Origin of the sequence: Streptomyces yangpuensis (assembly GCF_001005295.1) — a bacterium.
Classification (GTDB): Bacteria; Actinomycetota; Actinomycetes; order Streptomycetales; family Streptomycetaceae; genus Streptomyces; species Streptomyces yangpuensis.
Genome location: NZ_LBMK01000011.1, coordinates 171490 through 195893, shown reverse-complemented (window position 1 = coordinate 195893; position 24404 = coordinate 171490). Strand labels below are relative to the sequence as shown.

Annotated in this window: 24 protein-coding genes and 1 riboswitch; of the genes, 15 read left to right on the top strand and 9 right to left on the bottom strand. The window is 72.5% G+C overall.

The genetic code is table 11. The annotated features are described in order from the left end of the window. From ftsR to AAT21_RS33750, 4 genes are all read left to right on the top strand, one after another. Nucleotides 1-771, top strand: a complete 771-nt coding sequence (ftsR, locus tag AAT21_RS33765) for a transcriptional regulator FtsR (RefSeq protein WP_046780781.1) — start codon at nucleotides 1-3, stop codon at nucleotides 769-771. Nucleotides 772-834: 63 nt separating this feature from the next. Beyond that, nucleotides 835-1308: a bifunctional nuclease family protein gene (locus AAT21_RS33760; RefSeq protein WP_063838175.1), complete on the top strand. Its 474-nt coding sequence runs from the start codon at nucleotides 835-837 to the stop codon at nucleotides 1306-1308. A gap of 180 nt (nucleotides 1309-1488) precedes the next feature. Then, nucleotides 1489-2127 (top strand): MerR family transcriptional regulator, encoded by a 639-nt coding sequence (locus AAT21_RS33755; protein ID WP_046780779.1) that lies wholly within the window; start codon nucleotides 1489-1491, stop codon nucleotides 2125-2127. A gap of 52 nt (nucleotides 2128-2179) precedes the next feature. After that, nucleotides 2180-3631 carry a DNA polymerase IV gene (locus AAT21_RS33750; protein ID WP_046780778.1) on the top strand — a complete coding sequence of 484 codons (1452 nt, stop codon included), beginning with the start codon at nucleotides 2180-2182 and terminating at the stop codon, nucleotides 3629-3631. 16 nt (nucleotides 3632-3647) lie between these two features. Here the strand turns inward: AAT21_RS33750 and AAT21_RS33745 are convergent, their stop codons facing one another. After that, nucleotides 3648-4013 (bottom strand): PRC-barrel domain-containing protein, encoded by a 366-nt coding sequence (locus tag AAT21_RS33745; RefSeq protein ID WP_030658278.1) that lies wholly within the window; start codon nucleotides 4011-4013, stop codon nucleotides 3648-3650. A gap of 113 nt (nucleotides 4014-4126) precedes the next feature. After that, nucleotides 4127-4225: riboswitch (glycine riboswitch) on the top strand. A 193-nt stretch (nucleotides 4226-4418) separates the two neighbouring features. Between AAT21_RS33745 and gcvP the strand changes: the two genes are divergently transcribed. Continuing rightward, complete coding sequence (gcvP, locus tag AAT21_RS33740; RefSeq protein ID WP_046780777.1) at nucleotides 4419-7304, top strand: aminomethyl-transferring glycine dehydrogenase; 2886 nt, start codon at nucleotides 4419-4421, stop codon at nucleotides 7302-7304. 96 nt (nucleotides 7305-7400) lie between these two features. Here the strand turns inward: gcvP and AAT21_RS33735 are convergent, their stop codons facing one another. Both AAT21_RS33735 and AAT21_RS33730 read right to left on the bottom strand, forming a co-directional pair. Then, on the bottom strand, nucleotides 7401-7589 hold the full coding sequence (locus AAT21_RS33735) for a DUF5999 family protein (protein WP_030009772.1): 189 nt from the start codon (nucleotides 7587-7589) through the stop codon (nucleotides 7401-7403). A 261-nt stretch (nucleotides 7590-7850) separates the two neighbouring features. After that, on the bottom strand, nucleotides 7851-8471 hold the full coding sequence (locus tag AAT21_RS33730; RefSeq protein WP_046780776.1) for a hypothetical protein: 621 nt from the start codon (nucleotides 8469-8471) through the stop codon (nucleotides 7851-7853). 495 nt (nucleotides 8472-8966) lie between these two features. Here AAT21_RS33730 and AAT21_RS33725 point away from each other — a divergent pair, with 495 nt between their 5' ends. The 3 genes from AAT21_RS33725 to AAT21_RS33715 all read left to right on the top strand — a co-directional run bounded on the left by AAT21_RS33725 (nucleotide 8967) and on the right by AAT21_RS33715 (nucleotide 12233). Next, on the top strand, nucleotides 8967-10499 hold the full coding sequence (locus AAT21_RS33725) for a glutamate-cysteine ligase family protein (protein ID WP_046780775.1): 1533 nt from the start codon (nucleotides 8967-8969) through the stop codon (nucleotides 10497-10499). Nucleotides 10500-10632: 133 nt separating this feature from the next. After that, the gene (locus AAT21_RS33720; RefSeq protein WP_063838176.1) at nucleotides 10633-11433 is read left to right on the top strand and encodes a CPBP family intramembrane glutamic endopeptidase; all 801 of its coding nucleotides are present in this window, start codon (nucleotides 10633-10635) and stop codon (nucleotides 11431-11433) included. 83 nt (nucleotides 11434-11516) lie between these two features. After that, nucleotides 11517-12233, top strand: coding sequence for a hypothetical protein (locus AAT21_RS33715; protein ID WP_157879832.1), 717 nt, complete (start codon nucleotides 11517-11519; stop codon nucleotides 12231-12233). 49 nt (nucleotides 12234-12282) lie between these two features. On the opposite strand, the gene AAT21_RS33710 is transcribed toward AAT21_RS33715, so the two are convergent. Continuing rightward, nucleotides 12283-13104: a PhzF family phenazine biosynthesis protein gene (locus AAT21_RS33710; protein WP_046780818.1), complete on the bottom strand. Its 822-nt coding sequence runs from the start codon at nucleotides 13102-13104 to the stop codon at nucleotides 12283-12285. A gap of 181 nt (nucleotides 13105-13285) precedes the next feature. Here AAT21_RS33710 and AAT21_RS33705 point away from each other — a divergent pair, with 181 nt between their 5' ends. Then, entirely contained in the window at nucleotides 13286-13903 is a 618-nt protein-coding gene (locus AAT21_RS33705; protein WP_046780773.1) for a PadR family transcriptional regulator, read from the top strand. A gap of 87 nt (nucleotides 13904-13990) precedes the next feature. On the opposite strand, the gene AAT21_RS33700 is transcribed toward AAT21_RS33705, so the two are convergent. Next, nucleotides 13991-14419: a type II toxin-antitoxin system Rv0910 family toxin gene (locus AAT21_RS33700; protein WP_046780772.1), complete on the bottom strand. Its 429-nt coding sequence runs from the start codon at nucleotides 14417-14419 to the stop codon at nucleotides 13991-13993. 173 nt (nucleotides 14420-14592) lie between these two features. On the opposite strand from AAT21_RS33700, the gene AAT21_RS33695 reads away from it, so the two are divergent. Both AAT21_RS33695 and AAT21_RS33690 read left to right on the top strand, forming a co-directional pair. Further along, complete coding sequence (locus AAT21_RS33695; RefSeq protein WP_046780771.1) at nucleotides 14593-15552, top strand: EamA family transporter; 960 nt, start codon at nucleotides 14593-14595, stop codon at nucleotides 15550-15552. 156 nt (nucleotides 15553-15708) lie between these two features. Then, nucleotides 15709-16719: a DMT family transporter gene (locus AAT21_RS33690; protein WP_079026136.1), complete on the top strand. Its 1011-nt coding sequence runs from the start codon at nucleotides 15709-15711 to the stop codon at nucleotides 16717-16719. Here AAT21_RS33690 and AAT21_RS33685 read toward each other — a convergent pair. Further along, nucleotides 16701-17399 carry a pyridoxamine 5'-phosphate oxidase family protein gene (locus AAT21_RS33685; protein ID WP_046780769.1) on the bottom strand — a complete coding sequence of 233 codons (699 nt, stop codon included), beginning with the start codon at nucleotides 17397-17399 and terminating at the stop codon, nucleotides 16701-16703. The two genes, AAT21_RS33690 and AAT21_RS33685, sit on opposite strands and share 19 nt — an antisense overlap. 37 nt (nucleotides 17400-17436) lie before the next feature. Here AAT21_RS33685 and AAT21_RS33680 point away from each other — a divergent pair, with 37 nt between their 5' ends. Further along, nucleotides 17437-18771, top strand: coding sequence for an aminotransferase class I/II-fold pyridoxal phosphate-dependent enzyme (locus AAT21_RS33680; RefSeq protein ID WP_079026135.1), 1335 nt, complete (start codon nucleotides 17437-17439; stop codon nucleotides 18769-18771). A 113-nt stretch (nucleotides 18772-18884) separates the two neighbouring features. On the opposite strand, the gene AAT21_RS33675 is transcribed toward AAT21_RS33680, so the two are convergent. Next, a complete protein-coding gene (locus AAT21_RS33675; RefSeq protein ID WP_200904504.1) occupies nucleotides 18885-19916 on the bottom strand; it encodes a DMT family transporter in 1032 nt (343 codons plus the stop codon). Nucleotides 19917-19990: 74 nt separating this feature from the next. Here AAT21_RS33675 and AAT21_RS33670 point away from each other — a divergent pair, with 74 nt between their 5' ends. Next, the gene (locus AAT21_RS33670) at nucleotides 19991-20899 is read left to right on the top strand and encodes a LysR family transcriptional regulator (protein ID WP_046780767.1); all 909 of its coding nucleotides are present in this window, start codon (nucleotides 19991-19993) and stop codon (nucleotides 20897-20899) included. Nucleotides 20900-20905: 6 nt separating this feature from the next. Here the strand turns inward: AAT21_RS33670 and AAT21_RS33665 are convergent, their stop codons facing one another. Further along, complete coding sequence (locus AAT21_RS33665; protein ID WP_046780766.1) at nucleotides 20906-21364, bottom strand: pyridoxamine 5'-phosphate oxidase family protein; 459 nt, start codon at nucleotides 21362-21364, stop codon at nucleotides 20906-20908. Between the two features lie 76 nt (nucleotides 21365-21440). Between AAT21_RS33665 and AAT21_RS33660 the strand changes: the two genes are divergently transcribed. Further along, a complete protein-coding gene (locus AAT21_RS33660; protein ID WP_046780765.1) occupies nucleotides 21441-22088 on the top strand; it encodes a cysteine hydrolase family protein in 648 nt (215 codons plus the stop codon). 276 nt (nucleotides 22089-22364) lie between these two features. Further along, on the top strand, nucleotides 22365-22793 hold the full coding sequence (locus AAT21_RS33655; protein ID WP_046780764.1) for a subtilase-type protease inhibitor: 429 nt from the start codon (nucleotides 22365-22367) through the stop codon (nucleotides 22791-22793). 128 nt (nucleotides 22794-22921) lie between these two features. Here the strand turns inward: AAT21_RS33655 and AAT21_RS33650 are convergent, their stop codons facing one another. Further along, nucleotides 22922-24352, bottom strand: a complete 1431-nt coding sequence (locus AAT21_RS33650) for a DUF2252 domain-containing protein (protein WP_046780763.1) — start codon at nucleotides 24350-24352, stop codon at nucleotides 22922-22924. Nucleotides 24353-24404: the final 52 nt, after the last annotated feature.

The window sequence follows — 24404 nt, the reverse complement described above, 5'->3', positions numbered from 1 at the left end:
ATGCTGCGCAATCCGACGGGTGGTGCCGGGAACGGCACAGCCGGCTCGGCCGGGCGGCTGGTGAGCATCGGCACGGTGCTCACCACGCTGCGTGACGAGTTCCCCGAAGTCACGATCTCGAAGATCCGTTTCCTGGAGGCGGAGGGGCTGGTCGAGCCCCGGCGCACACCTTCCGGATACCGCAAGTTCAGCACGGAGGACGTGGAGCGCCTCGCCCGCATCCTGCGCCTGCAGCGTGATCACTACCTGCCGCTGAAGGTCATCCGTGAGCAGCTCGACGCGCTCGCACGCGGGGAGCAGATCCGCATCCCGGCGCCCACGGCGCACGGCGATGCGGCGGATCCGTCCGATCCGGGCGGCGCTGCCGCCGTCCACGGCGATCCGGTGCAGGAGCGGCCCCCCGCGGCCCGGGTGGGTCGCGCCGAGCTCCTCGCGGCCGTCGGCGTGGACGAGGAACAGCTGGTCGAGTGGGAGTCGTACGGGCTCCTCGCCGAGGTGCCGGGCGGCGGGTTCGACGCCGACGCGGTCACCGTGGCCCGGCTCGTGGCCGACCTGGGGCGGTTCGGTCTGGAGCCGCGGCACCTGCGCGCCATGAAGGCTGCCGCCGACCGGGAGGCGGGCCTGGTGGAGCAGGTCGTGGCACCGCTGCGCAGGCACCGCAACCCGCAGACGAGGGCCCACGCCGAAGCCACCATGAAGGAACTCGCCGGGCTCTCCGTCCGGCTGCACGAGGCCTTGGTGCAGACGGCTCTCGGCGTCCGGTTGCGCTGACCGCGCCGGTCGAGGTGGAGCCCCGACTACCCAAACCTGCCGAGCAGGTCCTAGGGTTGCTGTGTGAACGAGCTCGACGTTGTGGGTGTCCGGGTGGAAATGCCCTCCAACCAACCGATCGTGCTCCTGCGTGAAGTGGGAGGCGACCGGTACCTCCCCATCTGGATCGGTCCGGGGGAGGCGACGGCCATTGCCTTCGCCCAGCAGGGGATGGCCCCTGCCCGGCCGCTGACGCACGACCTGTTCAAGGACGTGCTGGAGGCGGTCGGTGAGGAGCTCACCGAGGTCCGGATCACGGATCTGCGGGAGGGCGTCTTCTACGCGGAGCTCGTCTTCGCCAGCGGGGTCGAGGTGAGCGCGCGCCCTTCCGACGCCATAGCCCTCGCCCTGCGGACGGGGACGCCGATCTACGGCAGTGACGGGGTCCTGGACGATGCCGGAATCGCCATTCCGGACGAGCAGGAGGACGAGGTGGAGAAGTTCCGCGAGTTCCTCGACCAGATCTCGCCCGAGGACTTCGGCGCCGGCCCGCAGTGAGGCGCCGACCCGTCGTCCACGGTGGTGCTCAGGCCCATTCGAGTAGCCTTTCCCCGGATACGGACACGGGAAACCACTCTCAGGGTGATTATCACTCGGCGTGCCGAGTGTGGCGATCGTTGACGCACCCCTGGTGACTGCCTACCTTCGAGGTGGGCAGGTCAAGGACGGAGGGTCGGCGTGAGGATCACGGGCGACGGTACGACCGGGGGCACCCCCGTACGGAGTGACGCTGGGCCGTACCCGCTGCACGGTGGTGCGGTCGGATCCGCGCGCCGTCAGCCGGAGTCCACCCCGGTCGGACCGGTGGGCGACGACCCGGCGCCCGAGCAGATCGGCTACCGCGGACCGACGGCCTGTGCCGCGGCCGGCATCACCTACCGACAGCTCGACTACTGGGCGCGCACCGGGCTGGTGGAGCCCAGCGTGCGGGCCGCGTACGGGTCGGGGACCCAGCGCCTCTACAGCTTCCGCGACGTCGTCGTCCTCAAGATCGTCAAGCGGTTCCTGGACACCGGTGTGGCTCTGCAGAACATCCGCACGGCCGTGCAGCACCTGCACGACCGCGAGCTCTCGGACCTCGAGCGGATGACGCTGATGAGCGACGGCGCCACCGTGTACGAATGCACCTCTACCGATCAGGTCGTCAGTCTGCTCCAGGGCGGGCAGGGCGTCTTCGGCATCGCCGTGGGCGTGGTGTGGCGCGACGTGCAGAGCGCGCTGTCGCAGCTGCACGGCGAGCGGGTGGACACCGGCGAGACTCTGGTCGGGCACAACCCGACGGACGAGCTGGCCGCCCGTCGCAACCGCGCCGTCTGAGCGGGCGGACCGAGCCGCGGGATTGTCAGTGGCGTAGGGCAGCATCGGTGCTGTGAGAGCCGCTCCGACCATCCTGCATCTGGACATGGACGCCTTCTACGCCTCCGTGGAGCAGGCGTCCAAGCCGAGCCTGCGCGGCAAGGCCGTCATCGTCGGCGGGCTCGGGCCGCGCGGGGTCGTCGCCACAGCCTCGTACGAGGCCAGGCGCTTCGGGGTGCACTCGGCGATGCCGACGGCGCAGGCCAGGAGGCTCTGCCCGAACGGGGCCTATCTGATCCCGCGTTTCACCCTCTACCGGCAGGTCAGCGATGTGGTGATGGCCATGCTGCGGGAGCTGTCGCCGCTGGTGGAGCCGCTCAGCCTGGACGAGGCCTTCGTGGACCTGGAGGCGGGCGGGGTGGCCTTCGACTCGGACTCCGCGCGGGCGACGGGCGAGCGGCTGCGGGCCGACATCAGGGCCGCCACGGGCCTCAGCGGGTCCGTGGGGCTGGCCGGGTCGAAGATGCTGGCCAAGGTGGCCTCCGAGGAGGCCAAGCCCGCAGGGCTGCTGCTGATCGAGCCGGGGACGGAGCGCGAGCTGCTCGCGCCGATGCCGGTACGGACCCTGCCCGGAGTGGGGCCGGCCACGGGGGAGCACCTGCGCCGCGCCGGGATCACCACGGTGGGGGAGCTGGTGGAGGCCGGGGAGGACGAGCTGGTCCGGATGCTCGGGCGCGCCCACGGCGCGGGGCTGTACCGGATGGCGCTGGGGCTGGACGACCGGGCGGTGGTCGCGGAGCGGGACGCGAAGTCGGTGTCGGTCGAGGACACCTTCGATGTGGACCTGCACGACCGGGTGCGGATCCGGGGCGAGGTGCAGCGGCTCGCCGACCGGTGCGTGGCGCGGCTGCGGGGCTCCGGGCACTCGGGGCGCACGATCGTGCTCAAGGTGCGGCGCTACGACTTCTCCACGCTGACGCGGTCCGAGACATTGCGGGGGCCCACGGACGATCCGGCGGTGGTGCGGGAGGCGGCGGCGCGGCTGCTGGAGGCGGTGGACACCACGGGCGGGGTGCGACTGCTGGGGGTGGGGGTGACGGGGCTCGCTGACTACACCCAGGAGGACCTCTTCGCACAGTCCCTCGCCGCCGGACCGGAGGCGCCGGACGCCGCGGACGGTACGGGAGGGGCTGGCGGTACGGGAGGGGCCGGCGGCGCCGACCCTACGGGAGCTGCGGCCGGGGGAGCCGGGCCGGAGGCGGCCGCTGGGGCCACAGGGGCTCCTGAGGCGCCGGAGCCGCCCGGGGAGTCCCAGGAGGCTCCGGAGCGCCGCTGGGCGGCCGGGAGTGACGTACGGCACGTCCTGTACGGGCCGGGATGGGTGCAGGGCAGCGGGGTCGGGCGGGTGACCGTGCGGTTCGAGCAGCCCGGATCGGAGCCCGGCCGGGTGCGGACCTTCCGGGTGGACGACCCGGACCTGGAACCGTCCGACCCGCTGCCGCTGGTGGGGGACCCGACCGGGTGAGGGGCGCCGGGCCGGCTCAGCCCTCGTCGCCCGCCAGGCGGCCGAAGTCGCGGTGGAAGTCGGACGGGAGGGTCGTGTCCAGGCCGTAGTGGTGGTAGAGCTGGAGTTCCTGCTCGGGAGAGAGGTGGCGGCCGACGCCGAAGTCGGGTGCGTCCTTGATGAGGGAGCGTTCGAAGGGCACCCGCAGGGTCTCGCCGACCATCTCGCTCGGCTCCAGCGGGACGAAGGCGTCCCGGCTGAACAGGCCGGTCCGGACGGCGGCCCATTCCGGGACACCCGTGGCATCGTCGAGGTAGACCTCGTCGATGGTGCCGATCTTGGCACCGTTGCGGTCGAACGCCTTGCGGCCGATCAGGCTGCGCGGATCGATGTCGGTCTGCACGGTCCCTCCAAATGGTCGCAACTGCTACCCAATGACTACAGAAGTGCATTTCTGCAGCGGAGGCCACTCGGGGGAGCCTCTTGAACCCCGCTGGTAGTCTGGGTGACGGCTGTCGACCCTGTGCGGGAGAGTCCTCCGAGTGAGCAAGACGGAGGCGCCGAAGGAGCAAATCCTCCCCGGAATCTCTCAGGCATACGTACCGCACGGACGAGGCCACTCTGGAAAGCAGGGCGGGTACCGGGCGCAGTGCCGGTCCCCCTCCTCACCGACGGTGAAAGCCGGATCCCGCGGGAGACCCCCGTGACTCCGGTGAAACTCTCAGGTGCAGATGACAGAGGGGGAGGCCGTCCGGGTGCCCGCGCCGTGGTGCCCCTCGCAGGTCATATGACCAGGAGGCCTCCGTACATGACCGCCAACCGCATTCCGCTCTCCCAGCTGGAGCGAGGCATCCCCTTCGAACAGCGCCACATCGGCCCGGATGCCGAGGCGCAGGCGAAGATGCTCGCCCAGGTGGGCTACGGCTCCCTGGACGAACTGACCGCCGCCGCGGTACCGGATGTGATCAAGACCGCCGACGCCCTCGCCCTGCCCGAGGCACGGACCGAGGCCGAGGTGCTCGCCGAGCTGCGTTCGCTCGCCGACCGCAACCAGGTCCTCTCCTCCATGATCGGTCTCGGCTACTACGGGACCTTCACCCCGCCGGTGATCCTCCGCAACGTCATGGAGAACCCGGCCTGGTACACGGCGTACACGCCCTACCAGCCGGAGATCTCGCAGGGCCGCCTCGAGGCCCTCCTGAACTTCCAGACCGTCGTCGCCGACCTCACCGGCCTGCCGACCTCCGGCGCCTCGCTGCTCGACGAGGGCACCGCTGCCGCCGAGGCCATGACCCTGGCCCGCCGCGTGGGCAAGGTCAAGGGCAACGTCTTCCTCGTCGACGCCGACGCCCTGCCGCAGACCGTCGCCGTCATCGAGACCCGCGCCGAGCCGATCGGCATCGAGGTCGTCGTCGCCGACCTCTCCGACGGCATCCCCGCCGAGATCGCCGAGCGCGGCGTGTACGGCGTCCTGCTCCAGTACCCCGGTGCCTCCGGCGCCGTCCGGGACATCAAGCCGGTCATCGACCAGGCGCACGAGCTCGGTGCCATCGTCACCGTCTCGGCCGACCTGCTCGCCCTGACCCTGCTGAAGTCCCCGGGCGCCCTCGGTGCGGACATCGCGGTCGGCACCACCCAGCGCTTCGGCGTCCCGATGGGCTTCGGCGGACCGCACGCCGGCTACATGGCCGTCCAGGACAAGCACGCCCGCTCGCTGCCCGGCCGCCTCGTCGGCGTCTCGGTGGACGCGGACGGCAACAAGGCGTACCGCCTGGCCCTTCAGACCCGCGAGCAGCACATCCGCCGCGAGAAGGCCACCAGCAACATCTGTACCGCGCAGGTTCTGCTCGCCGTCATGGCCGGCATGTACGCCGTCTACCACGGCCCGGACGGTCTGCGGACGATCGCCCGCCGGACCCACCGCTACGCGACGCTGCTCGCCGCGGGCCTGCAGGCCGGCGGGGTGGAGACCGTGCACGGTGCCTACTTCGACACGGTCACCGCCCGGGTTCCCGGCCGTGCGGCCGAGGTCGTCGCCGCCGCCCGCGAGGGCGGGGTCAACCTGCACCGGGTCGACGCCGACCTCGTCTCGATCAGCTGCGACGAGACCACCCTGCGCGCCGACATCGAGGCCGTCTGGGCCGCCTTCGGCGTCACCGCCGACATCGAGGCGCTCGACGAGTCCGCGGACGACACCCTGCCCGAGGGCCTGCTGCGCTCGGACGCCTACCTGACGCACCCGGTCTTCCACCAGCACCGTTCCGAGACCGCGATGCTGCGCTACCTGCGCAAGCTCTCGGACAAGGACTACGCGCTGGACCGCGGCATGATCCCGCTGGGCTCCTGCACGATGAAGCTCAACGCGACCACCGAGATGGAGCCGGTGACCTGGCCCGAGTTCGGCCAGCTGCACCCCTTCGCCCCGGTGGAGCAGGCCGAGGGTTACCTCACGCTCATCACCGAGCTGGAGGAACGTCTCTGCGAGGTCACCGGCTACGACAAGGTCTCCATCCAGCCGAACGCCGGCTCCCAGGGTGAGCTCGCCGGCCTGCTGGCCGTGCGCGCCTACCACCGCGCCAACGGCGACGAGCAGCGCACCATCTGCCTCATCCCGTCCTCCGCGCACGGCACCAACGCCGCCAGCGCCGTGATGGCCGGCATGAAGGTCGTCGTCGTCAAGACCGCCGACGACGGCGAGGTGGACGCGGACGACCTGCGCGCCAAGATCGAGCAGCACCGCGACGAGCTCGCCGTGCTGATGATCACCTACCCGTCCACGCACGGTGTGTTCGAGGAGCACGTCGCCGACATCTGCGCCCAGGTGCACGAGGCCGGCGGCCAGGTCTACGTCGACGGCGCCAACCTCAACGCCCTGGTGGGCCTGGCCAAGCCGGGTCACTTCGGCGGCGACGTCTCGCACCTGAACCTGCACAAGACCTTCTGCATCCCGCACGGCGGCGGCGGCCCGGGCGTCGGCCCGGTCGGCGTCCGGGCGCACCTCGCCCCGTACCTGCCGAACCACCCGCTCCAGCCGACCGCCGGCCCGGAGACGGGCGTCGGCCCGATCTCGGCCGCTCCGTGGGGATCGGCCGGCATCCTGCCGATCTCCTGGTCGTACGTGCGCCTCATGGGCGGCGAGGGCCTCAAGCGCGCCACCCAGGTCGCGGTGCTCGGCGCCAACTACATCGCCAAGCGCCTGGAGCCGCACTACCCGGTGCTCTACACCGGCCCGGGCAACCTGGTCGCGCACGAGTGCATCATCGACCTGCGCCCGCTGTCGAAGTCCACGGGCGTCAGCGTGGACGACATCGCCAAGCGTCTGATCGACTACGGCTTCCACGCGCCGACGATGTCCTTCCCGGTCGCCGGCACGCTGATGATCGAGCCGACGGAGTCCGAGGACCTCACCGAGATCGACCGGTTCTGCGACGCGATGATCGCCATCCGCGGCGAGATCGAGCGGGTCGCGGGCGGCGAGTGGCCGGCGGACGACAACCCGCTGGCCAACGCCCCGCACACGGCCGCCGCGCTGGGCGGCGAGTGGAACCACCCGTACACCCGGGACGAGGCCGTCTTCCCCGGCGGCGTCGTGGCCGCCGAGAAGTACTGGCCGCCGGTGCGCCGCATCGACGGTGCGTTCGGCGACCGCAACCTCGTGTGCTCCTGCCCGCCGCTGGACGAGTACGACAACTGAGGCACCCCCGGCCTCTGACGGCCGTCGTGTGACATGACGAAGGGGCCGGTCCGGAAGATTCTTCCGGGCCGGCCCCTTCGTCGTCCGACTCGTCCTCTACGCCGCAGCGAGCGGGCGGTGCGGGGCGATGATCTGCCCGTCCGGGAGCAGCTCACCGGTGTCCTCGAACAGCAGGACGCCGTTGCACAGCAGGCTCCAGCCCTGTTCCGGGTGGTTGGCCACGGGGCGCGCGGCCTCCCGGTCGGCGGATTCGGCAGACGGGCAGGCTGGCTGGTGCTGGCACATGGATGCGTTCTTTCGCTGCGGTGTGGTCTGTGTGCTACGGCTCGATACCTGATTCATGGCCGTCCCCCTGGGTCATCCCCGCAGCCGCGGGGCGCTTGTCATCAGTGTTCCCCCACGACAGCCGCTTCGCAGGGATTTCCCTGCAGCTGTCCTCATGGATTGATGACGCATCACTCGTGCGGGCGGTTCAGGCCAACTCCCCTGTCATTTCGGATGGTTCACAGGTGGCCCGGGGGGACTAGGCCGGATGGGTGAATCGGGTCAGGCTGCGGGCGCGGCCAGCGACGGCGGGACCGGTGCGGTCGCGGGCGTGAGCCGGTGGGTCAGCACGGGCAGCAGTTCGGAGACCGGATGCGGCCGGTACGCGGCGATGCCGGGCGGGGCCGGCGCCAGCGGCACCAGCAGGTCCTCGCCGGCGGGCAGTCCGGCGGCGGCGTCCGCGCCCACCGCCCCGTGCAGCCACAGGGTCAGCATGTAGAGCTCCGGTACGGAGAGCAGCCGGGGCTGGTAGCCGGTGGCGAGCAGCTCGGCCTGGCGCAGGGCGCGCTCGGTGGCGGCCACGTAGGGGCCCTCGAAGAAGTGGGAGAAGGTCCAGCCGTCGGGCGTCAGCCGGGTGTCCGCGGCCGCGACGTGGCGGTCCCCGCTGCGGATCAGGAACCGCCAGCCCACGAGCCGGGTCCGGGGCGGCCGGCCGGCGGACGCGAGGTCCGAGAGGTTCAGCCGGTCGAGGACGTGGACCGGAAGGGGCAGTTCGGCGGTCAGCGGCCCCTGGATCGCGCGCAGGGCCGGGGTGTGCGCCTCATGGACGGCGGTGGGGGAACCGAGTGCCGCGAGGACGCTGCGCAGGGCGGGTGCGGGAGCCGGGGGGACATGCAGCGGCATGGTGGGTCGCCTCTCACTTGGGAGACCTGTGGAACGGGGGCAGGTGCGGGACGGCGCTGTCGCATTCTGGGGCCAGAGGGGGGCCGAGGGGCAATGGCCGCGCGCCAACTCTCTGCCTCGTTTGCGGAGTTTATACGACATGTGTTCACGCAGTGTTTCGGCTAGCTGTCCCGCCTATTGCTGACAAGGTGCTTACCGGTCCCGCTGACATGGCATTCATGCCGGATGAGCGCGAGCGTGCCGCGCTGACCTCGGAGGTTACCGGAAGGGGGCTCGGCTGGAAAGAAGCTGTTTTCGGAGGCGGGCAAATGCCAAGATGAATTTGCGTGAAGCGACTTGCCAGGTGAATGTGCCGAAGCGCCCTTCGGCCAACCCGGCGCGCGCTCCTCGCCACGCACGCCCCCTCCGCGTTATGGATCACGATGCCGGGGCATCATCGACCGTAACGCGCGCCTGGGTGCCCCGGACCAGGCCCACTCGAGGAGGGACGCTTCGATGGGGGAGAAGGTCGTGGCGGGAGGATTCGACCTGTCCGATCGGCAGCGGTATCGAAGGAAACTCCACGAGTGTCTGGAGGGACTGGAGCGACTTCTGGCGGAGAAGAGGTTCGATCGCCCGAAGAACATGATGGGGCTGGAGATCGAGCTGAATCTCGCGGGGACCGACGGGTTGCCGCGCATGGTGAATGCCCAGGTGCTGGAGCGGATTGCCAGCCCTGATTTCCAGACCGAGCTGGGAATGTTCAATCTGGAGGTGAACGTTCTGCCGCACCGGCTCGGCGGGCGGGTATTCGACCGGCTCGCCGAAGAACTCAGCGCGGGGCTCGGATACGCCCACCGGCAGGCCGCGGAGATCGACGCCGGGGTGGTGATGATCGGCATCCTGCCGACGATCTCCCGCGCGGACCTGGTCACCGCGAACCTCTCCGCGGTGGACCGCTACTCCCTGCTGAACGAGCAGATCCTGATGATGCGCGGCGAGGACTTCACGCTCGACATCGACGGCGTCGAGCGGCTGATATGGACGTCCGGGTCGATCGTGCCCGAGGCCGCCTGCACCTCCGTACAGCTGCACCTCCAGGTGACGCCGGCCCGCTTCGCGGCCGTGTGGAACGCGGCGCAGGCGGTGACCGCCGCGCAGATAGCCGTCGGCGCCAACTCGCCCTTCCTGTTCGGGCGTGAGCTGTGGCGGGAGTCGCGGCCGCCGCTGTTCACCCAGGCCACCGACACCCGGCCGCCGGAGCTGCAGGCCCAGGGCGTGCGGCCGCGCACCTGGTTCGGGGAGCGCTGGGTGGACTCTGCGTACGAGCTCTTCGCCGAGAACGTCCGCTACTTCCCCTCTCTGCTGCCCATCTGCGACGAGGAGGAGCCGCTGCGGGTGCTGGCCGAGGGCGGGGTACCGCGCCTGCAGGAGCTGGTCCTGCACAACGGCACCGTCTACCGCTGGAACCGGCCCGTGTACGGGGTGGCGGACGGGGTGCCGCACCTGCGCGTGGAGAACAGGGTGCTGCCGGCCGGGCCGACGGTCACCGACGTCGTCGCGAACGCCGCCTTCTACTACGGGCTCGTCCGCACCCTCGCGGACGAGCCGCGCCCGGTGTGGACCCGGCTGCCCTTCGCCGAGGCGGAGGCGAACTTCGACGCGGCCTGCCGGTACGGGATCGACGCCCGGCTGCGGTGGCCCCGCCGGGGCCGGGCCGGCGGTCTGGTCAGCGTGCCGGCGGTACGGCTGGTCCTGGACGAACTGCTGCCGATGGCCGCGGCGGGCCTGGACGCCTGGGGAATCGAACCCGCGGACCGCGACCACTACCTCGGCATCATCGAGGAGCGCTGCCGGCGGCGGGTGAACGGTGCGACGTGGCAGGTCGACACCTACCACCGGGCGCTCGCGGCGGGCCTGGACCGGGCCGCGGCGCTGGCCGCCACCACCCGGCGCTACAGCGAACTCATGCACCGGGGCGATCCCGTGCACACCTGGCCCGTGGGGCTCACAGAGGAGGTGAGCGCGGCGGTGCCGGCCCGGCGCTGAGCCGCCCCGCCGCCACCGTGCAGCGCCCAGCGCCCTCCTGCCGGTTCCCGTGATCCTCCCTCGGTGATCCACCCGCCCGGCCGACGAGGCAGTATGGGGTGGTCGCAACGGGATGGCAGGACGGGAGTCGGTCGTGCGGGCTGAGCCGGAGCCGGTGTTCGTGGAGCTGGGCGAGGAGGGGCGGCGGACCCTCCTGCGTACCGAGACCCTGCTCGTCCTGGCGCTGTCGCTGGGCGCGAGCGGGGTCTCCGCGCTGATCAGCTTCCTGGGCTCGCTGACCAAGCCGGGTGGCCTGAAGGACCAGGCCGCCACGCTCAACGGCTCCTACGCCCCAGGCCGGCCCTGGCTCGACCTGGCCTGGCAGCTGTTCGGGATCGCCAGCGCGCTGGTCCCCGTACTGCTGGTGGCGCACCTGCTGACCCGCGAGGGCGCCCCCGGGCTGCGGGTGCTCGGCTTCGACCGGACCCGGCCGCTGTGGGACCTGGGCCGCGGCGCCCTCGTCGCGGCGGGGATCGGGAGCGCGGGGCTGGCCTTCTACCTGGGGACGCGGGCCGCCGGCTTCAACCTCACGGTGGTGCCGGAGGCCCTGCCCGACGTGTGGTGGAAGTTCCCCGTGCTGCTCCTCTCGGCGATCCAGAACGCGGTCGTGGAGGAGATCATCGTGCTGGCCTACCTGCTGCGCCGGCTGGGCCAGCTGGGCTGGTCGCCGATGGCGGCACTGGCGGCCAGTTCGCTGCTGCGCGGCTCCTACCACCTCTACCAGGGCATCGGCGGCTTCATCGGCAACGTGGTGATGGGCGTCGTTTTCGTGCTGGCCTACCGCCGCTGGGGACGGGTGGGGCCGCTCGTCGTCGCGCACGCGCTGCTCGACATCGTGGCCTTCGGCGGGTACGCCCTGCTCGCGGGCAAGGTGGGCTGGCTGCCGACGCCGTGACGGGGCGGCACACCCGATCGGCCCCGCAGGGCGTGGCCGCGGGCCGCGCCGGTGCGACGCTGGGGGGAGTGAGGAGGCGCGCGGTGGCTGTCATGGACTCCCTGGTGCCGTTCGCCCCGTTCCTGGTGCCCGTGGTCAGCGGCCTGGTGGGCGGGGCCAGCCTGCTTATCCGGGACCGCCGCGAGGCGCGCAGCGCGGACCACCACTACCGCCGGCGGCTGGAGAAGGCCCAGCTGGAGATCCAGTTCATCTCCGGCTGGATCCAGGCCAAAAAGCTGGCCCCGACCGACGGCCCGGACCCCGATCCGGAGCCGGGCCGCTGGCTGGACGACCTCTACGCGTCGGTGCGCCGCGCCAAGGCGGACACCGGCAGCCGGCACCGGACAGGGCCCGTCTCGTTGCGGCGCCTGCTGCTGCTGGGCGAGGTGACCGGCGCGGCGAGGAGCATGCGGGTCGCCTACTGGATCTCCCTGGCGCTGTTCAACCTGGCGCTCGCGTGGTGGGTGAACGCGCTCGTGTCCGGCGTGCCCGGCTTCATGCACGACGAGGGCGTACCGGAGTCCGAGGAGGTCGCCTCGTATCTGCTGACGGCGTTCTGCCTCTTCGTGGTGTCGGCCGTCCTGTGGTGGTGGACGGTGCACCTGGGCGCCGCCGAGCCGGGGCAGGTCTACCGCAAGCGCATCGACTCGGAGGCCTGGGAGGACAACGAGCGGGAGTGGCGGGCCGCCGCGCGCGCGAAGGCGGAGGCGAAGGAGCGGCCGAAGGCGGCCCGTGGGCGGCGGGGCGGGCCGACGGGCTGACCCGCCCCGCCGGTGCCCCGCCGATGCCCGGCCGCCCTCTTCCGGCCGGTCACGGGGCGGTGAGCAGCTCCCCGTCGAGAACGGTCACGGCGTGTCCGGTCAGCAGGGTGCGGTCGCCCGCCAGGGTGACCTGTACCAGTCCCTGCCGGGCGCCGCCCTGGAGGCCGGTCAGTTCGGTGCGGCCCAGGCGCTGTGCCCAGAACGGGGCGAGCGCGGTGTGGGCACTGCCGGTGACCGGGTCCTCGTCGATCCCGAAGGCCGGGAAGAACCCGCGGGAGACGAAGTCGTACCCGCGGGAGGGGTCCTCGGCGGCGGCGGTGACGATCACGCCCCGCTTGGCGAAGGCACGCAGGGCGCCGTGGTCCGGCTCCAGCTCGCGGACGGTCTCCTCGTCGGCGAGTTCGACGAGGAGGTCGCCGATGTGCGCGGCGGTGTCGTGGACGGAGAGGATCGGCGCGCCGCCGAGCGCGTGGTCGAGGGAGGGCGGCGCCGGGACCGGGTTCAGGGAGGACGTGGGGAAGTCCATCGTGATCGTGCCGTCCTCGGCGGTCTCCGCGGTGAGGACACCGCAGCGGGCAGAGAAGCGGATCAGCCCCTGGGCGAGTCCGCCGGTGGCCAGTACATGGGCCGTGGCGAGCGTGGCGTGGCCGCACATGTCGACCTCGGCGGCCGGGGTGAACCAGCGCAGCGCCCAGTCGGCGTCCCCGCCGGGCGGGAGGGGGTGGGCGAAGGCGGTCTCGGAGAGGTTCACCTCGGACGCCACCTGCTGGAGCCAGGCGTCCGGGGGGAAACCGCCGTCGAGGAGCAGGACCCCGGCGGGGTTGCCCTGGAAGGGGCGGTCGGTGAAGGCGTCGACGATTCGGATGCGCATGGACCGACGGTAGGGCGGTTCCTTGATCATCGACAAAGGCCAATCCGGGCTGACTGGCCTCCTTCCGTGCTGTTCGGTGAATAGTTTCCGATATATCGTTGACGCATCGCGACCGCTCATCGATAGTGGATACATCGGAGAACCGATGACACGGACACGACGTGACGAAAGGAGCGCAGTCATGCGTTCACACGGACAGCACGGACAGCACGGCCACGAGCACGGACGGGGCCACGGCCACTGCGGGCCGGACCGTCGGGAGGGATTCCAGGGATTCCGCGCGGCCTTCGGCCCGTTCGGACCGCCCTTCGGCGCGGGGCCCTTCGGTGGGCGCGGCGGCCGCGGGGGACCGCGCGGGCGAGCCCGGCGCGGCGACGTACGGGCCTCGATCCTGGCGCTGCTCACCGACCGGCCGATGCACGGCTACGAGATGATCCAGGAGATCGGCGAGCGCAGCGGCGGGGCGTGGAAGCCCAGCCCGGGCTCGGTCTACCCGACCCTGAACCTGCTGGAGGACGAAGGCCTCATCAGCAGCGAGAGCGAGGGCGGCAAGAAGCTGTTCACGCTCACCGAGGCCGGCCGCGCCGAGGCCGGGGCGGGACCGGACGCCCCCTGGGCGGACGCCGGGCGGGGCTTCGACTTCGAGGCGATGCACGAGGCCCGGCAGGCCGGGGCCGGTCTGATGGAGGCGTTCGGGCAGGTCTTCAGGACCGGCTCGCCGGAGCAGCGGGAGAAGGCGCTCGCGGTCCTCGTCGACGCCCGCAAGAAGCTCTACCTGATCCTGGCCGACGAGCACTGAGTGCCGAGCTCGGACGGGCGGCGGCGCGCCCCGCGACCTCTCGTCCCGGGGCGCGCCGACCTCGTACGCGGGTGGGCGCGGCCGGGGTCAGACGACCAGGCCGGCGAGCTTGCGCAGCGACTCGTTCAGGGCGGCGGTGGCCGAGTCCTTCAGCTTGCCCGCCATCAGTGAGACGGCGGCCCCGGTGAACTCGCCGTCGATACGGACGGTGGTGGCCCCGCCGTCCGGCGTCAGGGTGTACCGGGTGAGGACGGCGACGCCCATCGGGCCCTTGCCGGTGATGGCGAAGAGGCGTTCGTCCTCCAGCTCGGAGACGGTCCAGACGACCTCGGCCGGGAACCCCATCATCTTCATGTTCTCGGCGAAGGTCGATCCGACGGCCAGGGTCTGCGGACCGCCCTGCGGGAAGTTCGTGTGGGTCATGCTCCACTGCCCGTACGCGTCCCAGTCCGTCAGCTGGGACCAGAGCTGCGCGGCGGACGCCTCGATGCGTGATTCCGCGGTGACTTCGGCCATGCGACCACCCCTTCTCGTCGGGTACGTGCGGCGGAAGGTAGCCCCGGCGGCCGGAACATTCAATACTGACGCCCTGTCAGATCCGCGGGGGTCCGGCGGGTCGCGATCTCAGGTCTGTCTCAACAGGTGTCACGGCAGTGACGCTCCTGAATCGCCCTGTCATGATGGCTCGGATGCAAGCGTCAGGGAAAAACGCCGGACTGGGCCTCGCCCTCGTCTCCGCGTTCGCGTTCGGTGGTTCCGGAGTGGCTGCGAAGCCGCTGATCGAGGCGGGTCTGGACCCCCTCCACATGGTCTGGCTCAGGGTGGCCGGCGCAGCGCTCGTGCTGTCCCCGCTCGCCTGGCGCCACCGCGATCTCCTGCTGCGCAGGCCCGCCCTGCTCGCCGGCTTCGGTCTCGTGGCCGTCGCGGGCGTGCAGGCCTTCTACTTCGCCTCGCTGTCCCGGATCCCGGTCGGCGTGGCCCTCCTGCTGGAGTACCTGGGCCCGGCACTGCTGCTCGGCTACATCCGCTTCGTGCAGCGCAAGCCGGTGACGCGCGGGGCCGCCGCCGGCGCGGCCGTGGCCGTCGTCGGCCTGGCCTGCGTCGTCGAGATCTGGGCCGGGCTGAGCCTGGACCTGCTCGGCGTGCTCTTCGGCCTCGCCGCCGCCTGCTGCCAGGCCTTCTACTTCGTCCTCGCCGACCAGGGCGCCGACGGGGAGGACGCCCCCGACCCGCTAGGGGTGATCGCGTACGGGATGCTCATCGGCGCCCTGGTCATGACGGTCATCGCCCGGCCGTGGGAGATCGACTGGGCGGTGCTGGGCGGGGACGCGTCCGTGGGCGGCACCCTGGTGCCCGCGCCCGCGCTGCTCGGCTGGGTCGTTCTCGTGGCGACCGTCTTCGCCTACGTGACCGGTGTGGTCTCGGTGCGCAGGCTCTCGCCCCAGGTCGCGGGTGTGGTGGCCTTCCTGGAGGCCGTCGTCGCCACCGTGCTGGCCTGGATCCTGCTCGGTGAGTACCTCTCCACCTGGCAGATCGCCGGCGGCGCCCTGGTGCTGGGCGGTGCCTTCATCGCGCAGTCCTCCCGGCCGGCCCCGCAGGCGGCCGAACCGGTTCCGGCGGACCGCGAACCCGCAAGAGCCCCCCTGTAAGGTGACCGACATGCATTCGACCGTGCTTCCGCCTCCCGCGTCCTAGCGGGCGGCGCCCCACGACGACGATCCGGCCCGGGCAGTGCCCGGGCGGTTCGGTGCTGCCCGCGAAGCGATGACCTCGATCCATTCATCCTTCACGCGCGGAGAACTCACGTGTCGAACCACTCGCCCGCTGCCGGGCGCAGTCTGCTGTACCTCGTCGTCGCCGGAGCCGCCTGGGGCACCGCCGGGGCGGCCGCCTCCCTCCTCTTCCTGGCCAGTGACCTCGGCCCGCTCGCCCTGTCGTTCTGGCGGTGCGCGGGCGGACTCGTCGTGCTGCTCGGGGTGCTCGCCGTCCGGCGGGCCCGTCCCGGGCGGGGCCGGGCGCGGCCGTCCGCGGCATCGCCCTCGGCGGGCTCCCTGATCGTCACCGGGCTGCTCTTCACCGTCTTCCAGGCCGCCTACTTCGCCGCCGTGCGCGAGACCGGGCTGGCCGTGGGCACCGTGGTCACCCTCGGCGCGGGACCCGTGCTCATCGCGCTCGGAGCGCGCTCCTGGATGGGCGAACGGCTCGGCCGCGGCGGCGCGGTCGCCGTCGTGGGTGCGCTCGCGGGGCTGGCCGTTCTCGTCCTGGGCAGCGGCGGGGCGGAGGTGCGCCCCCTCGGCGTCGGCTGGGCGCTGCTGTCGGCCGCCGGGTACGCCGGTATGACCCTGCGGGCCCGCCGGCTCGGCCGGCGCGGCGCCGCCGGGGACCCGCTGGTGACGACCGCCTGGTCCGTCGCGGTGGGCGCGGTGTGCCTGCTGCCGCTCGCCGTGGCCGAGGGGCTGCTGCCGCACACCGCGGACCTGGGGCGGGTGCTCTGGCTGCTGCTGTACGTGGCGACCGTGCCGACGGCGTTGGCGTACGCGCTCTACTTCACCGGCGCCGCCGCCGTGCGCGCCGCGACCGTCTCGGTGATCATGCTGATCGAGCCGGTGAGCGCGGCGGCGATCGCCGTACTCGTCCTCGGGGAGCGGCTCACCGGCGCCGTGGTGCTGGGCACCGTACTGCTGCTGGCGGCGGTCGGCGCGCTGATCGTGGCGGAGTCCCGCCGGCCGGCGGGCCCGGCCGCGGGGCCCGCCGAAGCCGCCGGTCCCGCAGCGTCCGCCGCGGTGCGGCCGGCCCGTCAGAGCGAGGTGAGGTAGTCCGGGACGGCGACGCCGGGGGCCAGGTCCGCGGCGGGCACGGGGGTCCCGTACGTCGTGCCGACCGGGACCACGCCCGCCCAGTACGGCAGGCCCAGGTCCTCGGCCTCGTCGTTCACCGGGCCGGTACGGAGCTTCGCGGACACCTCGTCCAGGTCCACCCGGATCACCGCGGTGGCGGCGAGCTCCCTGGCGTTGGCCGGCCGGACGTCGCCGGAACGGCCCGGCGCCACGGCGTCGACCATGGCGTCCAGGGCCGTGCGGCATTCCGCCTCGTCGGTCACCTGGCGGGCGGTGCCGTGCACGACCACCGAGCGGTAGTTGAGCGAGTGGTGGAAGGCCGAGCGCGCCAGTACCAGGCCGTCGACGTGGGTGACGGTGACGCAGACGGGCAGGCCCGGGTCGGTGCGGCCGGCCGCGAGCAGCGGTCGGGATCCGGTGGAACCGTGCACGTAGAGCGATTCCCCGACCCGGGCGAACAGCGTCGGCAGGACCACCGGCGCGCCGTCGCGGACGAAGCCCAGGTGGCAGATGTAGGCCCCGTCGAGTATCGAGTGCACCGTCTCGCGGTCGTAGCGCGCCCGGTCGCGGGAGCGGGTGGGGACCGTGCGGCCGGTGGGCTGGTACGCACCGGTCGTCCCGGTGCTCTCCGTCGTCTCCGTGGCAGGCGTGGCGGTCATGGTGCGGACTCCATTGCACTAGTGCATAATATTCTTTGTGCTAGGAGAGTATCGGATCACAGGTCGTCGCACATCTGATATCGCGGCCAGCGTCGAGGCGGGCGTCGCGTCGGGCGAGCTGCCGCCCGGATCGCTGCTGCCGCCGATGCGGGAGCTGGCGGGTGTGCTCGGCGTCAACCCCAACACCGTGGCGGCCGCCTACCGGACGCTGCGCGAGCGCGGCGTCATCGAAACGGACGGGCGGCGCGGCAGCCGGGTGCGTGCCCGCCCGTCGAGCACCCCGCGGGACGCGCTGCGGATGGTGGTGCCGGCCGGCGTACGGGACATCGCGGAGGGCAACCCCGACGTGTCGTTGCTGCCCTCGCTGGACGGGGCCCTGGCGGCCGCCGCCCGCCGTCACGCGCAGGCGCCCACCCTCTACGGGGCGGACCCGGTCGCGCCCGATCTGGCGCGGATCGCCCGCGCCGAACTCGACGCGGACGCGGTGCCCGCCGGGCCGGTCGCGGTGACCTCGGGAGCGCTGGACGCGATCGAACGGGTTCTTGCCGCGCACCTGCGGCCCGGGGACGCCGTGGCGGTCGAGGACCCGGGGTGGGGCGGCGCGCTCGACCTGGTGCCCGCACTCGGGCTGAGGCTGCTGCCGGTCGCGTTGGACGACGACGGGCCCCGTACCGAGGCGGTGGCCCGGGCCCTCGCGGCAGGGGCGCGGGCGCTGGTGGTGACCGCCCGGGCGCAGAACCCGACCGGCGCGGCGGTGGGCGCGCAGCGAGCGGCGGAGCTGCGGGAACTGCTCGCGCAGTACCCCGGGGTGCTGCTGATCGAGGACGACCACGGGCACGGGATCGTCGACCTGCCGCTCCACCCGCTGGGCGGGGTGACCCGGCACTGGGTACTGATCCGTTCCACGGCCAAGGCGTACGGGCCGGACCTGCGGCTCGCCGTCCTGACGGGCGACGAGGTGACCCTGGACCGGGTGCGGGGGCGCCAGCGGCTGGGCCCGGGGTGGGTGAGCCGGCTGCTCCAGCACGCGGTGGTGGAGCTGTGGACCTCGCGAGCGGTGGACCGGGCTGCCGTCGCGCGGGCCTACGGGGAGCGGCGGGACGCGCTCGTCGAGGCCCTGCGGGAGCGGGGCGTGCCGGCGCACGGGCGGACCGGGCTGAACGTGTGGGTGCCGGTGGCCGACGAGACGGTGGTGGTCACGAGGCTGCTCGCGGCGGGGTGGGGAGTCGCCGCCGGTGCCGTGTTCCGGGTCGAGTCGGGGCCGGGCGTGCGGCTGACGGTGTCCCGGCTGGAGGTGGCGGAGGTGCCGGTGCTGGCCGACGCCGTGGCCGCGGCGGTCCGGCCGGGCATGGCGGGCGGCCGGAACGACTGACCGCGGCGCCCGTCGCCGGGCGGGGCCCGTGAGCCCTGAGCCCGACGCGCCCGACGCGATCGACGCGCCCGCCCCGGTGGTCCCGGCCGATGGGACCACCGGGGCGGGCGCCGTCAGGCCGGCTTGCCGGGGGCCGGCCGGGTCTGGGTGAGGGCGGCGCCCGCCAGGACGATCGCGGCGCCGACCGGGGTGTTCCAGCTCAGCTGCTCGCCGAGGACGAGGACGCCCGCCGTGGTGGCGATGACGGGAATGAAGTAGGTGACCATCTGGGCGGTGGTCGGCCCGACCTCTGTCACCAGGCCGTACTGCATCTGCAGGGCCATGCCGGTGCCGAGGGCGCCCAGGGCGATCACCGACAGGGTCGGCCAGAGCGGGAACGAGGCCGGGGCCGACGTGAACAGGGCGCTGACCAGCGCGAGTTGCAGGGTGGAGACGATGAGCTGGCCGCCGGTCAGGGCCACCGGCGAGCCGGGGGTGCCGGCCAGCGTGCGGCGGACGTAGATCCAGCCGATGGGGTAGCAGAGCGAGGCCAGCAGGGCGAAGGCGGTGCCCTTGGCGTCGACGCCGGAGAAGCCGTGCCAGGCGCCGAGCACGGTCAGCACGCCGAGGAAGCCGAGGCCCAGGCCGGCGAAGCGGCGGCGCGTCGGGCGGTCCTCGGAGAGGGCGACCAGCGACAGCGCCATGCCCCAGAGCGGGGACGTGGCGTTGCAGATGCCGGCCAGGCTGGAGGGGATGCTCAGCTCGGCGTAGGCGAAGAGCGAGAACGGGGCGGTGTTGAGCAGCAGTGCCGCCACGGTGAGGTGCCCCCAGGTGCGCAGGCCGCGGGGGAGCGGCTCCCGGCGGACCATGAGTACGGCGAGGAGCGCGAGCGCGCCGAACAGGACCCGGCCCAGGGCCACCTGGAATGGCGCGTACGCCTCGGTGCCGACCTTGATCAGCAGGAAGCTGAAGCCCCAGATCACCGAGAGGATCGCGAACCGCACCCGCCAGTCGAGCAGGCCGCGCCGAGGGGTGGCCGTCGTCGGGGCCGCCGGTGTGACCGCCTCCGGTGTCGGCGCGGTCGCGGTCGCGGTGGTGGCGGCGGTGGCGGCGACGGTCGGGGAGGGAGTCGGAAGGCTCGGCCGAGGGGCTGCGGGTGTGCTCATGCCCCTTACTGTGCTCGTATCAACTTCGTAGGACAAGCGAATGTTTCTCTTGGTGACGGCGTAGCATTGCTTACATGTTGAACCTGGAGCGCCTGCGCACCCTCGATGCCCTCGCCCGCCACGGCTCGGTCAGCGGCGCCGCCGACGGCCTCCACGTCACCACATCCGCCGTGTCCCAGCAGATGGCCAAGCTGGAGCGCGAGGTCGGCCAGCCGCTGCTGGCGAAGAACGGCCGCGGGGTCCGCCTCACCGACGCCGGCCGGCTGCTCGCCGACCACGCGGCCCGGATCATCTCCCAGGTCGAGCAGGCCCAGGCCGACGTCGAGGCGCAGCGCGGGTGCGCCGTCGGCGAGCTGCGCATCGGCGCCTTCCCCACCGCCATGCGAGGGCTGCTGCCCCGGGCCCTGTCCGCGCTGCGCACCGGCCACCCGGACCTGCGGGTCCGGGTACGCGAGCAGGAGCCCGAGGAGAGCATGGCCGCCGTCGTGCGGGGCGACCTCGACATGGCCCTCGCCGTCGACTGGCACAATAAGCGGATGCCGGTGCCCGCCGAGCTCACCCGGACGCACCTGCTGGACGACTCCGTCGACATCGCCGTCCCGGCCGGCCACCGGCTGGCGGACCGGCCCTCGATCTCCCTCGCCGAGTTCGCGGACGACGAATGGATCTCCTGGAACGAGGGCCAGTTCTGCCACGAATGGCTGGTGTTCACCCTGCGCGGTACCGGAATGGAGCCGCGCGTCGCGCACATCGCCGAGGAGCACCACACCCAGCTGGCCTTCGTCGAGGCCGGGCTCGGAGTGTGCGTCGCGCCGAAGCTGGGCCGCGGCCCGGTGCCGGCGGGCGTCCGGATGCTGCCCGTCTGCGACGTCGTGCGCCGTCACGTGTACGCCGTCTGGCGCGCGGACGCCGACCGCCGGCCCTCCATCCGCGCCGCGGTCGACGCCCTGAGGACCACCGCCGCCGAAGTCCAGCACGCGTAGGCGCCGTCAGATCTTGCGGAAGTCCCAGGAGACGATCCTGTCCGGGGTCAGGCGGATCCACGCGTGCCGTCCGTCGTGCGGCATCTCCTCGATCCCGAAGTTCTTGACCGGGAAGATCCGCTCGGCCTGCGCCAGTTCGGGGCAGGGCTCGCCCGTGCGCGGGGCCTCGCCCACGAAGACCGCGCTGCCGGACAGTTCCACGCCGCGCAGCTCGTCGTACGACTCGCCCGCGTCCACGACCACCGAGATCCGCGGGTCCTTGCGCAGGTCCGCCCAGCGGCGGCTGCGCGTGATCGAATACAGCCACAGCGAGCTGCCGTCCCACGCGAACCACAGGGCGCCCACGTGCGGGCGTCCGTCGGGGGAGACCGTCGCCACCCGGCAGGTTCTCCGCTCCCGCAGGAACGCGTCCACTTCCGCCGCGCTCATCATGATGCGGCGGCCCCGCCGCTGAGTCTCGTCCATCGGTACCGCGCCCCTTCACATCTGACTGTGTGTCAGGAAGCATGAGGGCTCTTCCGACGCCACGCCAGGGGGAGTCATGCCGGACCTCGATCCCGCCACGACCGCGCTGCTGACCGTCGAGTGCCAGAACGGCGTCGTGGGCGAGGAGAGCGCACTGCCCGAACTCGCCAAAGAGGCACGGGACTCCGGGATGCTGGGACGGATCGCCGCGCTGGCCGAGGCCGCGCGCGGAGCCGGTGTACAGGTGCTGCACGCGGTCGCCGAGCGGCGGCCGGACGGCCTCGGGGCGAACACCAACGCGCGGCTCTTCCGGGCCGCCGGCCGGCTCCCCGTGCGGCAGCTCACCGGGAGCCGCGCGGTGGAGGTCGCAGCCCCCCTCACCGTCGCCGAGCGGGACCTCGTCGTGCGCCGCCTGCACGGCCTCTCACCCATGGCCGGCACCGACCTGGACGCGCTCCTGCGCAACCTCGGGATCCGCACCCTCGTGGTCACCGGGGTCTCCTCCAACATCGCCATCCCGAACACCGTCTTCGACGCCGTGAACCTCGGCTACCGGGTCGTGGTCCCCGCCGACGCCATCGCCGGAGTGCCCGCCACCTGCACCGCCGAGGTCATCCGCAACTCGCTCGCGCTGGTGGCGGCCATCACCACGACCGGGGAACTGCTCGGTCAGTGGGCCCCGGAGGGCGGCCCCGGAGCGCACACATCCGGACAAGCTGGGTAGCCGTCGGGTGAACCCGGGGCGCCCCGGAGCGGTGCGGGGTCCGCAACGCCGCACGTCATCGCCGGGGCCGTCCGGCGGTGGCGCAGGGTGACGGCGTGGTAGCACGGCGTCTGAGCTGCCCGAACTGTCATTCGATCACCGTTATGCGGACGAGGTGTCCGTAAATCGGCGATCGATGTGCGCTGCGCCTTCGATTCAGCGAGGCTTTGAAGCAGCAGAGCGCGATAGCGAAAGGAAGTGTCGCGCTCAACCAAAGAATCGAAAGCGAGTCTTCCCGTGCGTTACCGTCGCTCCGCCGCCGTCTCCGCTGCCGCGCTCCTCTGTCTGGCCGGTGCCGCCGGCATCGCGCAGGCCCAGCCCGAGAGCCTGTACGCCCCGTCGGCCATGGTTTTCAGCGTCGCCCAGGGGGACGACGTGACCGCACCCACCGTCCTCCGCGCCACCACAGTCAGCTGCGCGCCGGGTGCCCAGGGGACACACCCCGACCCCAAGGCCGCGTGCGCGGCCCTGAAGACCACCGGCGGCACGTTCGACCGGCTGCTCTCCACGCCGAACCCGGACCGGGCTTGCCCGATGCACTACGCCCCCGTCACCGTGTCCGCGGTCGGCGTGTGGGAGGGCCGCCGCGTTGCCTGGGACCACACCTTCGCCAACTCCTGCACCATGGCCGCGACCCTGAACGGCAACGCCGTCTTCGCGTTCTGATCCGGCGCTCCCGCCGGGCGGCGCCGCAGGAGGGGATGGCGTCGTCCGGCCCCGCGGGTCGGCGGCCCCGCCGTCAGTCCGCCGTCAGCCAGCCGTCAGTCCGCCGTCAGTCCGCCGTCAGTCCGCCGTCAGTCCGCCGGGAGTTCCCGCGCGGGCAGACGGCCGGCCCGTACCGCGTCCACCAGGGCCTGGTGGTCGCGTTCGTTCTGGTCGGCGTACGCCTCGGCGAATCCGGCGAGCGCCCGGTCGAAGACATCGCTCCGGCCGAGGTAGGAGGCGATGGCCACCCGGTCGCCGGAGCGGGCGTGCGCCCGGGCCAGGGTCATCCCGCAGGCGTTGCCGAAGGTCTCCAGCTGCGCGGGTGACATCGTCTCCGGCATCGCGATGCCCTTCCAGTCGCGCAGTTGGCGGATGTAGAAGTCCCGCTTCCGGCCGTCGATGCCGTCCACCCGCTCCCAGCCGAGGAAGATGTCGCTCGCCGCCTGCATCAACCGCTGACCCGACACCACGCGTTCGCCCTGGTTCGCGTACTGGCTGGTGCCGACGTGGTCGGCGAGCACGGAGGTGTCGGCCTCCTTGGCCTGGAGGAACAACGGGTCGCGGCCATCCTTGCCGAGCAGGAGCAGGATCCAGCAACGGGTGCCGACGCTGCCGACGCCGACCACCTTGCGGGCGACGTCCACCAGGCGGTAGTCCTCCAGCAGTGCCCGGCGGTTGCTCTCCAGCGTGTGGCCGTAGTGGCGGACCAGGCCGCTCAGCCGGTCGACGAGCTCGTCGCGCTCGTGGTCCGACAGCAGGTCGGCGAGCGGCACCAGCAGCGGGGGGTCCGCCGCGATCCTGGGGCGGCCGTCGACCATCTCGGTGAGCTTGTCGAAGACCTGCAGGCTGTCCCGCGACCGGGCCTTCGCCATTGCCGTGGCCAGCTTCTTGCGGCCGCGCTTGTCGAGCTGTTCGGTGACGAGGGCCTGCAGACCCTCCGCGTCGGTCTTCGCGTACCAGACGTCGAGGTTCCCCATCCCGGCGAAACCGGTCATCGCCTCACGGTACGAGCGCACCGCGGAGTTCACGATGCGGGCGCGTTCGGCCTCGTCGAAGCCGTTCGCCCGGGCGGCGATGACGAGACTCGTGGACAGCCGCTTGACGTCCCACTCCCAGGGGCCGGGCAGCGTCTCGTCGAAGTCGTTGATGTCGAACATCAGCCGCCGCTCCGGCGAGGCCAGCAGGCGGAAGTTCAGCAGGTGCGCGTCACCGCAGAGCTGCGCCGCGATGCCCGAGGCCGGAGTTCCGGCCAGGTCGGACGCCATGATCGCGGCGGCTCCCCGGTAGAAGCGGAACGGGGACTCCGCCATCCGGGCGTAGCGGATCGGGACCAGCTCGGGCACCCGTGTCGCGGACTGCGCCTCCAGGATCGTCAGGGGATCCGGCCGGTTGGGGGACGGCTGGTACACGGCGTGCCCCGACCGGGGGCACCGGCGGCGGGCGTCCTTGCCCATGGCCGCGCGCTCCTCGGGCGTGGCACCGGGCACCGCGCGCATCGCGGTGATCGCACTCCGGGACATGGAGGCCCTCCTGATCCTGCCTGGCCTGACTGATCTGCCTGCCTGCCTGCCT

Coding starts and splice junctions, on each gene's coding strand:
- AAT21_RS33730 (WP_046780776.1), bottom strand. CDS start 8,471: ATGCCGCTGCATGTCCCCCCGGCTCCCGCACCCGCCCTGCGCAGCGTC.
- AAT21_RS33660 (WP_046780765.1), top strand. CDS start 21,441: ATGCCGGACCTCGATCCCGCCACGACCGCGCTGCTGACCGTCGAGTGC.
- AAT21_RS33725 (WP_046780775.1), top strand. CDS start 8,967: ATGGGGGAGAAGGTCGTGGCGGGAGGATTCGACCTGTCCGATCGGCAG.
- AAT21_RS33670 (WP_046780767.1), top strand. CDS start 19,991: ATGTTGAACCTGGAGCGCCTGCGCACCCTCGATGCCCTCGCCCGCCAC.
- AAT21_RS33685 (WP_046780769.1), bottom strand. CDS start 17,399: ATGACCGCCACGCCTGCCACGGAGACGACGGAGAGCACCGGGACGACC.
- AAT21_RS33695 (WP_046780771.1), top strand. CDS start 14,593: ATGCAAGCGTCAGGGAAAAACGCCGGACTGGGCCTCGCCCTCGTCTCC.
- AAT21_RS33700 (WP_046780772.1), bottom strand. CDS start 14,419: ATGGCCGAAGTCACCGCGGAATCACGCATCGAGGCGTCCGCCGCGCAG.
- AAT21_RS33650 (WP_046780763.1), bottom strand. CDS start 24,352: ATGTCCCGGAGTGCGATCACCGCGATGCGCGCGGTGCCCGGTGCCACG.
- AAT21_RS33710 (WP_046780818.1), bottom strand. CDS start 13,104: ATGCGCATCCGAATCGTCGACGCCTTCACCGACCGCCCCTTCCAGGGC.
- gcvP (WP_046780777.1), top strand. CDS start 4,419: ATGACCGCCAACCGCATTCCGCTCTCCCAGCTGGAGCGAGGCATCCCC.
- ftsR (WP_046780781.1), top strand. CDS start 1: ATGCTGCGCAATCCGACGGGTGGTGCCGGGAACGGCACAGCCGGCTCG.
- AAT21_RS33735 (WP_030009772.1), bottom strand. CDS start 7,589: ATGTGCCAGCACCAGCCAGCCTGCCCGTCTGCCGAATCCGCCGACCGG.
- AAT21_RS33705 (WP_046780773.1), top strand. CDS start 13,286: ATGCGTTCACACGGACAGCACGGACAGCACGGCCACGAGCACGGACGG.
- AAT21_RS33665 (WP_046780766.1), bottom strand. CDS start 21,364: ATGGACGAGACTCAGCGGCGGGGCCGCCGCATCATGATGAGCGCGGCG.
- AAT21_RS33675 (WP_200904504.1), bottom strand. CDS start 19,916: ATGAGCACACCCGCAGCCCCTCGGCCGAGCCTTCCGACTCCCTCCCCG.